This window comes from Streptomyces sp. 378, from assembly GCF_030124145.1.
Classification (GTDB): domain Bacteria; phylum Actinomycetota; class Actinomycetes; order Streptomycetales; family Streptomycetaceae; genus Streptomyces.
Map to the genome: position 1 here is coordinate 80,201 of NZ_JASKMS010000023.1, position 11,875 is coordinate 92,075.

9 protein-coding genes and 1 pseudogene are annotated in these 11,875 nt (G+C 69.9%); 1 reads left to right on the forward strand and 9 read right to left on the reverse strand.

Annotated elements, in window-relative coordinates; all coding sequences use genetic code 11:
• Positions 1–6: 6 nt before the first annotated feature.
• The 4 genes from QNO09_RS27440 to betA all read right to left on the reverse strand — a co-directional run bounded on the left by QNO09_RS27440 (position 7) and on the right by betA (position 6,440).
• On the reverse strand, positions 7–2,007 hold the full coding sequence (locus tag QNO09_RS27440) for an ABC transporter permease (protein ID WP_283972934.1): 2,001 nt from the start codon (positions 2,005–2,007) through the stop codon (positions 7–9).
• Positions 2,007–3,095, reverse strand: a complete 1,089-nt coding sequence (locus QNO09_RS27445) for a quaternary amine ABC transporter ATP-binding protein (protein WP_283972935.1) — start codon at positions 3,093–3,095, stop codon at positions 2,007–2,009. Before QNO09_RS27445 ends, QNO09_RS27440 begins: the two co-directional genes overlap by 1 nt.
• Before the next feature lie 20 nt (positions 3,096–3,115).
• Positions 3,116–4,585, reverse strand: coding sequence for an aldehyde dehydrogenase family protein (locus tag QNO09_RS27450; RefSeq protein WP_283972972.1), 1,470 nt, complete (start codon positions 4,583–4,585; stop codon positions 3,116–3,118).
• A 196-nt stretch (positions 4,586–4,781) separates the two neighbouring features.
• A complete protein-coding gene (gene betA / locus QNO09_RS27455; RefSeq protein WP_283972936.1) occupies positions 4,782–6,440 on the reverse strand; it encodes a choline dehydrogenase in 1,659 nt (552 codons plus the stop codon).
• A 208-nt stretch (positions 6,441–6,648) separates the two neighbouring features.
• On the opposite strand from betA, the gene QNO09_RS27460 reads away from it, so the two are divergent.
• Complete coding sequence (locus QNO09_RS27460) at positions 6,649–7,395, forward strand: IclR family transcriptional regulator (protein ID WP_283972973.1); 747 nt, start codon at positions 6,649–6,651, stop codon at positions 7,393–7,395.
• A 60-nt stretch (positions 7,396–7,455) separates the two neighbouring features.
• Here QNO09_RS27460 and QNO09_RS27465 read toward each other — a convergent pair whose 3' ends face one another.
• The 5 genes and pseudogenes from QNO09_RS27465 to QNO09_RS27485 form a co-directional block, all read right to left on the reverse strand.
• Positions 7,456–8,586: an aromatic ring-hydroxylating oxygenase subunit alpha gene (locus QNO09_RS27465; protein WP_283972937.1), complete on the reverse strand. Its 1,131-nt coding sequence runs from the start codon at positions 8,584–8,586 to the stop codon at positions 7,456–7,458.
• Positions 8,587–8,716: 130 nt separating this feature from the next.
• On the reverse strand, positions 8,717–9,883 hold the full coding sequence (locus QNO09_RS27470) for an NAD(P)/FAD-dependent oxidoreductase (protein ID WP_283972938.1): 1,167 nt from the start codon (positions 9,881–9,883) through the stop codon (positions 8,717–8,719).
• Positions 9,880–10,242, reverse strand: coding sequence for a bifunctional 3-phenylpropionate/cinnamic acid dioxygenase ferredoxin subunit (locus QNO09_RS27475; RefSeq protein WP_283972939.1), 363 nt, complete (start codon positions 10,240–10,242; stop codon positions 9,880–9,882). Before QNO09_RS27475 ends, QNO09_RS27470 begins: the two co-directional genes overlap by 4 nt.
• Positions 10,243–10,410: 168 nt before the next feature.
• Positions 10,411–11,322 carry a dihydropteroate synthase gene (folP, locus tag QNO09_RS27480; RefSeq protein ID WP_502962353.1) on the reverse strand — a complete coding sequence of 304 codons (912 nt, stop codon included), beginning with the start codon at positions 11,320–11,322 and terminating at the stop codon, positions 10,411–10,413.
• A gap of 122 nt (positions 11,323–11,444) precedes the next feature.
• Positions 11,445–11,773, reverse strand: a pseudogene (locus QNO09_RS27485) (chorismate-binding protein); the annotation flags it as partial.
• Positions 11,774–11,875: the final 102 nt, after the last annotated feature.

Genomic DNA, 11,875 nt, shown 5'->3' on the forward strand with positions numbered 1-11,875 from the left:
TGCTCCTTATGTACCGGCGCGGCGAGCCGCTGCCTGTGTGATCCGGTCGAACATGACTCCGAGCAGGACGATGGCGAGTCCGGCCGCGAGTCCCTTGCCGTACAGCTGTCCCTGCGAGAAGCCGGCCACGACGTCGTAGCCGAGGGCCCCCGCGCCCACCAGGCCGCCCACGACGACCATGGACAGCACATAGATCAGGCCCTGGTTGGTCGCGAGGGTCAGGGCGCCCCGCGACATGGGCAGTTGGACCTTGGTGATGATCTGCCAGGTGTTGCATCCGGTGGACGTCGCCGCCTCGACGGTGGTCGCGGGCACGGCCCGCACCCCGTCGGCGATGATCTTGATGGCGACCGGCGCCGCGTAGACGACGGCGGCGACGATGGCCGTGAACCGTGTCGCGCCGAACAGCGCCAGGAACGGCACGAGATAGACGAACGGCGGCATGACCTGGGCCGCGTCCAGGGTGGGCCGGACCAGTCGGTCCACCAGCGCACGGCGTCCCATCCACACCCCGACCACGACGCCGAGCAGCATCACCAGCACCGTGGCCACGGCGGTGGAGGCCAGTGTCGTCATGGCGTCCGACCAAAGACCCGTGCCCACCAGCAGGCCCACGCACACGACGGTGGTGACCGAGGCGCGCAGTCCGCCGAGCACCGCGCCGACCGCGACGAGGACCGCGCCGACGAGCCACCACGGGGAGTCGGTCAGCAGGGCCTGGAACGGGTTGAGCAGACCATTGGTGAGGGCGTCACGGAAGGCGTTGGTCAGGCCCGACAGATTGTCCTGCGCCCAGGTGGTCACCTCGGCCGCCGTCCTGGAGATGGCGCTGCCGACTCGGCCCTCGCCGGGGAACTCGGCCGCCCACAGGTAGGTGTGCGACAGATACACCAGGACCAGCGCCACCACTCCCCCGGCCGCCAGCAGGTGGCGCCTCCACTTGAGGAAGGGACCGCCCGAACCCCGGGCCGTCTCCGCCCGTCCGCTCGCCGCGGTGGTGACCCGGTCCAGCACGATGGCCAGGACGACGATGGCCAGACCGGCGTTGAAGGCCGTACCGACGTCCAGCGACTGCAGGGCCTGGATGACGGTCGCGCCAAGACCGGGCGCGTTGATCAGGGCGGCGATGGTCACCATGGCCAGGGCGGCCATGATGGTCTGGTTGATGCCCATCACCACGGTCCGCTTGGACATCGGCAGCAGGACCTTCAGCAGCGTCTGCCGCCGCGTCGCGCCCATCGAGTCCGCCGCCTCGACCGTGGCCTGTGGGACGGAGCGGATGGCGTGCGCGGTGATGCGGATCGCCGGTGGTGCCGCGTAGATCGTGGTGGCGATCGTGGCGGAGGCGGGACCGATCAGGAAGAACAGGGTCAGCGGCGCCAGATAGACGAAGGTCGGCATCGTCTGCATGAAGTCCAGGAACGGCGTCACGATCCGGTTGACCCGGTCCGACAACCCGGCCCAGACGCCCAGCGGGATGGCGAACAGCAGCGCCACGCAGACCGCCGAGAGGGTCAGCGCCAGGGTGTCCATGCTCTCCTGCCAGAGGCCTTGCAGGCCGAGGAAGGTGAAGCCGGCCACGGCCAGCAACGCCACCCGCCAGTTGCCCACGGCCCAGGAGACGTAGCCGGCGACGCCGACGACACCGAGCCAGCCGATCTGTGGCACCGGGCGGCCCGGTGTCGGCTGTGAGATCAGATCCTGCACGAAGGTCACCAGGGAGTCGATGACCAGGCGGATCTCGTTGAAGAAGTAGAGGAAGAGCGGGTTGGAGTTGCGGTTGGCTCCGATCGAGTCGTTGACGTCGTTGAACCACCGGTGCAAATCGGTCAGGTCGGCCGCGGCCAGGGTCAGCGTGTGCCTGCCGCGCAGCACGGCGAAGAGCACCAGCCAGACGAGCAGGATCCCGGCGACCACCACGCCACGGTTCACCGTGCGCACGCGCCGGGCGGGAGCGGGCGGCTCAACGGTCCCGGTCTTCTCCGGCTTCTCGATCGCGACGGTCATCACGCGTCGCCTTCCTGCCCGGCGACCACCGCGAGGATCTCCTCGTCGCCGACGATGCCGAGCAGCTTGCCGTCCTCCACCACCTTGACCGGCTTCTCGGCCGCGAGCACCACCCGGGTGGCCTCCTTCACCACGACGTCCGGGCCGAGCTCGGGACCGTCCAGGGAGTCGTCGGGCTCCGCCGGGCGCATGATCCACCGCAGGGTCAGTACGTCACCGCGGGGCACGTCCCGGACGAAGTCGCGTACGTAGTCGTCAGCGGGGGCGCCGACCAGTTCGTCGCCGGTGCCGCACTGGACCATCCTGCCGTCGCGCATGATGAGGATGCGGTCACCCAGCCGCAGCGCCTCCGACAGATCGTGGGTGATGAACACCATCGTCTTGCCGACCTCGTGATGCAGCCGGACGACCTCGTTCTGCATGTCACGGCGGATCAGCGGGTCGAGCGCGGAGAACGGCTCGTCGAAGAGGAGTACGTCCGGGTCGCCGGCCAAGGCTCGGGCGAGACCCACGCGTTGCTGCATTCCGCCGGAGAGCTGGTCGGGGTAGGAGCTCTCGTACCCGGAGAGCCCGACGAGTTCGACGACTTCCAGCGCCCGTCTCGTGCGCTCGGCCCGGCTCATGCCGCGGATCTCCAGCCCGAACGCCACGTTCTCGACGACCCGGCGGTGCGGCAGCAGCCCGAAGTGCTGGAAGACCATGGAGAACTTGCTGCGGCGCAGTTCGCGCAGGCGGCCCGCGTCCGCGTCGCGGATGTTCTCGCCCTCGAAGAGGATCTCGCCGGCGGTGGGTTCGATGAGCCGGGTCAGACAGCGCACCAGGGTGGACTTGCCCGAGCCGGACAGACCCATGACGACGAAAACCTCGCCGGGCGAGACCTCGAAGTCCACGTCGCGCACGGCGGCGGTGCATCCGGTGCGGTCCATCAGTTCGCGGCGGGTGAGCCCGCGCAGTTCCTCGGAACCCGGTACCTGGGCCGCCTTCGGCCCGAACACCTTCCACAGCTCGCGTACGGATATGACCGGGTCGGGTGCCGAGTCCTGGGGCGTGCCGCGCCGCTGCGGCACCTCGGTCGTTGCTGGGGTCATGTTCGACCTCTTTTCGGCGTTCAGCCGCGGAACCAGTGCTGCGGCCTGGGTTGGATGTTCTGCCAGATGTGTTTGGGTTCCCGGTACTCGTCCAGGCCGGTCGGGCCCAGCTCCCGGCCCACGCCGGAGTACCCGAACCCGCCCCATTCCGCCTGTGGCACATAGGGGTGGTAGTCGTTGATCCACACCGTGCCGTGGCGCAGTCGGCGGGCGACCCGCTGGGCCTTCCCGGCGTCCTGCGTCCAGACGGCGCCGGCGAGTCCGTACTCGGTGTCGTTGGCGATGCGGACGGCGTCGTCCTCGCCGGTGAAGCGCTCCACGGTGAGCACGGGCCCGAAGGACTCCTCGTGCACCACCCGCATGTCCTGACCGCACTCGTCGAGCACGGTGGGCGGGTAGTAGTGGCCGTCGGCCAGCCCCGGGTCGTCGGGGCGTTGACCACCACAGCGCAGGACGGCGCCCTCGGCGAGTCCGGCCGCGACGTACGCCTCGACCTTCGCCAGGTGCTGCGCGGAGATCAGCGGGCCGGTGTCGGCCCGCTGGTCGAAGGGGCCGCCGAGCCGGATCCGCCGGGCGCGGCGGACCACCTCGTCGACGAACCGGTCGTGCAGCGAGTCCTCGACGATCAGCCGGGCGCCGGCCGAGCAGACCTGGCCGGAATGCAGGAAGACGGCCGTGAGCGCGAAGTCCACGGCCGTCTCGAAGTCGGCGTCGGCGAAGACGACGTTGGGGTTCTTGCCGCCGAGTTCGAGCGCGACCTTCTTCACGGTCGCGGCGGCGGTGGCCATGATGCGTCTGCCGGTGTCCAGGCCGCCGGTGAAGGAGACCATGTCGACGGCGGGGTCCTCGGCAAGCGGTGCGCCCGCCTCGGGCCCGGCCCCCAGGACGAGGTTGGCGGCGCCGGCCGGGAGCCCGGCCTCCTCCAGTGCCTTCATCAGCAGGATGGACGTCGAGGGGGTGAGCTCACTGGGCTTGAGGACGATCGTGTTGCCCGCGAGGAGAGCGGGAGCGACCTTCCAACTGGCTTGGAGCAGCGGGTAGTTCCAAGGGGTGATCAGTCCGCACACGCCGATCGGCTCGTACACGACGCGGCTGACGGCGTCGTCGCGGCCGGTGTCGATCACCCGGCCGGCGTCGGTGCCGCCGAGCCCTCCGTAGTAGCGGAAGCAGGAGACGACGTCGGCGATGTCGTACTCGCTCTCCACCAGCCGCTTGCCGGTGTCCAGCGATTCGGCGCGGGCGACAGCGTCGGCGTCGCGTTCGAGGAGGTCGGCGGTGCGCAGGAGGAGCGCGCCGCGCTCACGCTCGGGGATGCGCGGCCAGGGCCCTTCGTCGAAGGCTCGGCGGGCCGCGGCGATGGCCGCCTCGGTGTCTGGACGGGTACCTTCGGACACGGTCGCGGAGAGGGTGCCGTCGGCGGGGCAGCGGATGTCCCGGTGGCCGCCGGCGACGGGATCCCGCCATGTTCCGTCCACGTACAGGTCTGCCAAATCGAGTGCCTTTCCCGCGTTCGCGTTGCGCATCGTGCACCGTATTGCTTGTGGTGGAACACTCTGTAGAAGGCCGCACCCCACGTCAAGGGGGTGACCGATGACGGTTTCGCCAAGGAGACGGTCACGGGGAGCCTACGCCAGCCAGCCCGGAACGCCTCGCGCCCGGGCCTGCCGACTGTCTGAAAAGTGCTGGTTACGACTGGGATCGGTGCCGGTAATACGCGGCATCGGACGGCGGCAACGGATCCTTTCCGAGGATGAGGTCGGCCGCCTTCTCCGCGATCATCATCACCGGCGCGTAGATGTTGCCGTTGGTGATGTAGGGCATCACCGACGCGTCGACCACGCGTAGCCCCTCCACCCCGTGCACCCGCATGCTGGCCGGATCCACGACGGCCATCTCGTCGGTGCCCATCTTGCAGGTGCACGACGGGTGCAGCGCGGTTTCGGCGTCCTTGGCGACCCACGCGAGGATCTCCTCGTCGGTCTCGACGGACGGTCCCGGCGAGACCTCCCCGGCGTTGTAGGGGGCCATGGCGGGCTGGTTGAGCAGCTCGCGGGCGACCCTGACGGCCTCGACCCACTCACGGCGGTCCTGCTCGGTGGACAGGTAGTTGAAGCGCAGCGCGGGGCGCTCGGCCGGATCCTTGCTCTTGATCTTCACCGAGCCGATGGCGTCGGAATACATGGGTCCGACGTGCACCTGATAGCCGTGTCCGCCGGCGGGCACGGAGCCGTCGTAGCGGACCGCGACGGGCAGGAAGTGGAACATCAGGTTGGGGTAGGCCACGTCCTCGTTGCCGCGGACGAAGCCGCCCGCTTCGAAGTGGTTGGTCGCGGCGGGGCCCGTGCGGAAGAGCCACTGCAGGCCGATGAACGGGGCCCGCCACTTCGCGAGGTACGGCTGCATGGAGACGGGCTGTTTGCAGGCGTACTGGATGTACACCTCCAGGTGGTCCTGGAGGTTCTCGCCGACACCCGGCAGATCGTGTACGACGTCGATGCCGAGCGCGCGCAGTTCCTCCGCGTTGCCGACGCCCGAGAGCTGGAGCAGTTGCGGGGAGTTGATCGCTCCTCCGCAGAGGATGATGTCGCGGGCGAGCACCCGCTGGGGTCTGCCGCGACCGCGCCGGTACTCGACGCCGACCGCCCGCTTGCCCTCGAAGAGGACGCGGGTGACCAGCGCCCGCGTCCTGACCGTGAGGTTGGGGCGCTTGCGCACCGGCTTCAAGTAGGCCTGGGAGGCCGACAGACGGCGACCGCGATGAACATTGCGGTCAAATCTGGCGAAACCCTCTTGACGGTAGCCGTTCACGTCGTCGGTGGGTGCGTGGCCCGCCTCCTCGGTGGCCTTCAGGAAGGCCTGGAACAGCGGATTGGCCCCCGGGCCGCGTTCCAGCACCAGAGGGCCGTCGTGGCCGCGGAAATCGTCGTCGGGGTCGGCGGCGAGACAGTTCTCCATCCGCCGGAAGTACGGCAGGCAGTGCGCGTAGTCCCAGGCCTCCATGCCCGGGTCGGCCGCCCAGCGCTCGTAGTCCATGGGGTTGCCCCGCTGGAAGATCATGCCGTTGATGCTGCTGGAACCGCCCAGCACCTTGCCCCGCGCGTGATAGACGCGCCGACCGCCCATGTGGGGCTCGGGCTCGGACTCGTACTTCCAGTCGTAGAACCGGCTGCCGATCGGGTAGGTCAGTGCGGCGGGCATGTGGATGAAGACGTCCCAGGGGTAGTCGGGCCTGCCCGCCTCGAGGACCAGCACCTGGTTACCCGGATCCGCCGAGAGCCGGTTGGCCAGCGCACTGCCGGCCGATCCGCCGCCGACGATGACGAAGTCGTACTGCACGTGAGCCATGTTGTCTCGTCTCGCTCGCGCCGTTGAGAATGCGCGGCATGCTAGTACCCGTATCTCTATGTGCACCAGGTTGCGGACGACGCAACTTGGATGGAGTCGGCCTCACCCGCGTGATCTCGCCGCCGCAGGCTATGTTTACGGTGCGTATAGTTGCGTTGTGAGCAACTACGAGCCAGATACCGAAACGACAAGCGCGCCGACCGGCGGGGTGCAGTCCGTCGATCGCGCCATCACCGTGCTGGAGATCCTGGCCCGGCGTGGCGAGGCCGGTGTCAGCGAAGTGGCCGCCGAGATCGACGTCCACAAATCGACCGCGTTCCGGTTGCTGGGGGCTCTGGAGGTGCGCGGCCTGGTGGAGCAGGCAGGCGAGCGCGGTAAGTACCGCCTCGGTTTCGGCATCGTCCGCCTCGCCGGTGCGGTCACCGGACGCATCGACCTCACCCAGCAGAGCCGCCCGGTCTGCGAGCGTCTCGCCGAGGAGATCGGCGAGACCGTGAACGTCGCGGTGATGCAGGAGCAGTTCGCGATCAACCTGTACCAGGTGCGCGGTCCGGGTGCTGTCACGGCGTTCAACTGGGTCGGCCAGCTGACGCCGCTGCACGCCACCTCCAGCGGCAAGATCCTGCTGGCGCACATGCCGGCGAAGGAGCGTGCCTCGCTGCTGTCGGCGACCGGGCTGAAGAAGGTGACCCCCCGCACCCTGACCGCGAGGACCAAGCTGGAGAAGAACCTGAGCGAGGCGCTCGAGCGTGGCTACTCCTGGACCCTGGAAGAGTTCGAGGTCGGCCTGCACGCCATGGCCGCCCCGGTCCGCAACCGGGACGGAGAGGTCATCGCGGCGATCAGTGCCTCCGGACCGGCGTACCGGCTCACCGAGGACCGCATGCACGCCCTCGCTCCGGTGCTGGTCAAGGGTGCGGACGAGATCAGCCACCGCATGGGCTACCTGGGCTGACCCCGCCCCGTCGTCCGGGACGGGCGCCCTCACATCAGGGCCCGGTCGGCCGTTGCGGCGCTACTGCGGCCGCCCGGCACCCAGGCGCTTCTGGACGAAGGCGTGGAATTCGCCGATGTGATGCTCGCTGGGCACGAGCACGCCGCCCTTGGCGTACAGCCGAGAGCTCATCGCGGGCTGACAGCGCTCGCACGCGTCGAAGTCCTGCCGGTTGACCCGGTCGAAGAGCTCCACCGACCGGCTCACGTCCTTACCGCTCTCGACGACGTGCTTGAGGTAGAGCCAGTCGCACTCGACGACGGTGCGATCCGCGGCGACCGGATACATCCGGTGGAAGATCACGTGGTCGGGTACGAGGTTGATGAACACCTGCGGCCGGACGGTGATGGCGTAGTAGCGGCGATCCTGGTCCGCGGTGACCCCTGGAATGCGGTCGAGGCCTTCGGAGCCATCCACGGTGAAGCCCTTGATCCCGGAGCCGAACTCCGCGCCGTGTCCCACGTAGAACTGGGCGGCGTACCCGTCGGCGAACTCGGGGAGCACCTCGGTCAGCTCGGGGTGGATCGTCGCGCAGTGATAGCACTCCATGAAGTTCTCGACGATGAGCTTCCAGTTCGCCTGCACGTCGTAGACGATGCGTTTGCCGACTTCGAGGTTGTCGATGTCGTAGTGCTCGATCGAGTCCGTGTCGCCGAGCCGCGCGATGACGTCCCCCACGACCTCGTCGAAGGGGGGTGGTTTCTCCGCGAGGCACACCCACACATAGCCGAGCCACTCCCGCGTGGCCACTGTCGCCAGGCCGTATGCGGTGCGGTCGACGTCGGGCATCTTGGTGAGGTTGGGCGCCGCGACCAGTTTGCCCGTCAGGTCGTACGTCCAGGCGTGATAGGGGCATTGGAAGGCGCGTTTGACCTCGCCGGTCTCCGCCGTGCAGAGCTTCGCGCCGCGGTGCCGGCAGATGTTGAAGAAGGCGCGCACGGAGTTGTCCCGTGCCCGGGTGATCAGGATGCTCTCGCGGCCCACCTCGACGGTCCGGAAGGCTCCGGGCCCGGCAAGGTCGGCGGAGCGGACGGCGCAGAACCACATCGCCTCGAAGATGTGTTCCTGCTCCTGGGCGAAGATGCCGGGGTCCGTGTAGGCGGAGCCGGGGAGGGTGGCGATCAGGCTGTCCGGCAGGCCGGTCGAGGTCACAGTGCACTCCTCGGGGGATCGTCGTGGATCGGGCATGCACGCGCCGGGAAGTGCGACACCGGACGTCGTCGGGTGCGGAGCAGCGCGGCTCCACGCAACAGTTGCTGTGCGAGTGCGGCCTGTGCGCCCGTCAGGGCGTTCCGGCCGCCGCGAGGTGCTTGCGCCAGCGCATGAACGGCCGCGGCTGGTTCATCCCGAGCACGGCGACGGGGTGTCCCCCGCGCCGGTAGACGGCCAGGACGTTGCGCTCGTCCGCGGTGCCTTCCTCGATCGTCACGCTGTCGGCGCGGGAGGCGTTGCCGGCGAACTGGATCTTCACGCCGTACTGATCGGACCAGAAGTACGGTGGCCTCGGTACGCCCGGTTCGGACTCGCCCCAGGACAGCAGGGCGGCCACGGCCGCGTCGGGCCGCTCCCTGGCTCCGGTCCAGTGCTCGACACGGCGGTGGGTGCCGGCGCGCGGGTCGTACCAGGAAGCGCAGTCCCCGACCGCGACCACCCCGGCCAGGCTGGTACGCCCGTCCGCACCGCACTTGACACCGTCGTCGAGTTCGACGCCGGATCCGGCCAGCCATTCGACGCAGGGACGGGCCCCGACCCCCACGACCACGATGTCGGCGGGGATGCTCCGGCCGTCCTCCATCAGGACGGCGTCGACGCGGTTCTCTCCGCTCAGCCCCTTCACGCCCACGCCGCACAACAGGCGTACGCCGTGGTCCGCGTGGAGGCCCGAGACGATGCGCCCCATGCCCGGGCCGAGCGGTCCGGCCAGGGGTGTGGGCGCCGCCTCGACGATGGTGACGTCGAGGCCGAGGGCGTGGGCGGTGGAGGCGACCTCGGCACCGATGAAGCCGCCGCCTATCACGACCAGGCGTCCGCCCCGGGCCAGTTCGTCCCGCAGGGCGCGAGCGTCGTCGAGGGTGCGCAGCGTGTGCACGCCGGGCAGTCCGTCCATGCCGGGCAGGGTCCGGGCGGTGGCGCCGGTGGCGATGACGATGCCGTCGGCGCGCACCTCCCGGCCGTCGGTGAGCCGCACGGCACGGGGCGTGGTGTCGAGTGCGGCGGCCCGGGCCCCGAGCAGCCACTCCGCCCGGAGGTCCTCGTCGTCCGGCTCCAGCGCGAGTTCGGCTTCGCCGATGCTGCCGGTCAGGAACTCTTTGGACAGGGGCGGCCTGTCGTACGGGCGATGTGTCTCGTCGCCGATGACGATCAGGCGACCGTCGTAGCCCTGTTTGCGCAACGAGCGCGCCGCCGACAGACCGGCCAGCGACGCGCCGACCACGGCCACCGTCCTCACGCGACGCCCCCGGCGAGCCGGGCGGCGATGCAGGGAGGCAGGTTCGGGGCCGCCGTGGACAGCCGGACGTAGATCATGCCGTCCTCGACGAGGACCTCGTGCGTGCGCACCGGGAGCTTGGCCGGCGGGGCGTCGACGGCTCCGGTCTTGAGGTTGAACTTCGAGGCGTGCAAGGGGCATTCGACCTCGCAGCCCTCCAGCCAGCCGTCGGCGAGCGAGGCGTCCTGGTGGGTGCATGTGTCGTCGATGGCGAAGAGTTCGCCGTCGTCGGTGTGGAACACCGAGACCGGCGGGTCGATGTCGAGCCTGTGGGCCTCGCCTCGGGGCAGATCCACGAGACGGCACGCGGCAATCATCATGACACCTCGGTGCGTATAGCGAAACGGATTGCGGTGAACGCAACGCCAGTTTGAGGGCGCCCACAAACCCTTGTCAAGGAGTTCACTGGACACCGAATGCCCCTATTTTGCGTTGCTACAGACGCAACGCTCAGCGTCATGAGAAACGCAGGTCGGTGCCGGGGACCGTCAGAATGGCGGCACGGGCGACAGCGTTCCGGCCGCTTCGAGGCCCCACCGGGCGGCCACGCGCACCGCGTCGGCCGTCGAGGCCACGTCATGGACGCGCACGCACCAGGCACCCTGCGCCGCGGCCAGGACCGATACCGCGGCGGTGGCCGCGTCCCGCAGGTGCGCCGGGCGGGGCCGACCGGTCTCCGGGTCCGCCAGGAGGTCTCCCAGGAAGGACTTCCGCGCCGCACCCACCAGGACCGGCCGGCCGAGTGCGGAAAGCTCCCGGAGACGGCCGAGCAGCCGCCAGTTGTGTTCGGAGTGCTTGGCGAACCCGAGCCCCGGGTCGACCACCAGACAGTCCGCCGGGACCCCGGCGTGCAAGGCCGCCTCGACTCTCGCCCGCAACTCGTCGACCACGTCGGTGACGACGTCGTCGTACACGGCGTTCGCCTGCATGCCCGCGGAGTGCCCGCGCCAGTGCATGAGCACGTAGGGCGTGCCGGCCCGCGCCATCAGCGGCAGCATGGCCGGATCGGCGAGGCCTCCGGAGACGTCGTTGACGAGGGCGGCTCCGGCCTCGATGGCGTGCGCGGCGACCTCGGCCCGCATGGTGTCGACGCTGACCGTCGCACCGGCGGCGGCGAGTGCACGGACGACCGGCAGCACGCGCCGCAGCTCCTCCTCGACGGCCGGGCGCGCGGCACCGGGACGGGTCGACTCACCGCCCACGTCCAGGATGTCCGCGCCCTCGCCGAGCAGCGCCAGGCCGTGCGCGACGGCCCGTTCCGGGTCGAACCACCGCCCGCCGTCGGAGAACGAGTCGGGCGTCACGTTCACGATGCCCATCACCAGGGTCCGGTCGAGGCGGGGGAGGCCTCGCGGATGGAGCGCGGGAGCCACCTGACCGGGCCGGGCGGCGGTACTCACGCGTCTCGGTGCGGGTCGGCGTGGGGACGTGCGGGAATCTTCATGAGCCTGTCGACCTCGTTGCATATAGAGGAACAACGTGCGATATGGGCAACGAGTCTGAGGACGGCGGCACGGCACTGTCAAGGCGGCTGGGAAGCCTGGGCATCCCTGTACGGACCGGACGCCGGAGAGAGCAGACGAGAGGCCTCCAGCTCGGCCTCCTCCCGCTCCCCGGCGGGATCGGGGACCCCCAGGTGATGCCGAAGCCCAGCACCGGTCCGGCAGGGTCGGCCCGGTCGATCCGAAAAGTGCGGACGCCCAGGGCCGGTTCACCGGTCCCCCGGTCGGCGTCGACCCACCCGACGGCCCGGCGGTAGGGGCCACGTGGCCGGCACTCCAGGGCGTCGATGATGCGCAGTGCATCGGACCCGGGCGCGCCGGTCACGGAGCCCGGCGGGAACGAGCCCGCCGAAGCGGGCCGTCGGGGCGGGAGCGGATACGGCGGTTCGTCCAAGGGCCAGCGGGGCGGGGGGCCTCGGTCATGACGGTGGCCGGCGGCCGGGGCCGTTGT

Coding starts and splice junctions, on each gene's coding strand:
- QNO09_RS27445 (WP_283972935.1), bottom strand. CDS start 3,095: ATGACCCCAGCAACGACCGAGGTGCCGCAGCGGCGCGGCACGCCCCAG.
- betA (WP_283972936.1), bottom strand. CDS start 6,440: ATGGCTCACGTGCAGTACGACTTCGTCATCGTCGGCGGCGGATCGGCC.
- QNO09_RS27440 (WP_283972934.1), bottom strand. CDS start 2,007: ATGACCGTCGCGATCGAGAAGCCGGAGAAGACCGGGACCGTTGAGCCG.
- QNO09_RS27475 (WP_283972939.1), bottom strand. CDS start 10,242: ATGATGATTGCCGCGTGCCGTCTCGTGGATCTGCCCCGAGGCGAGGCC.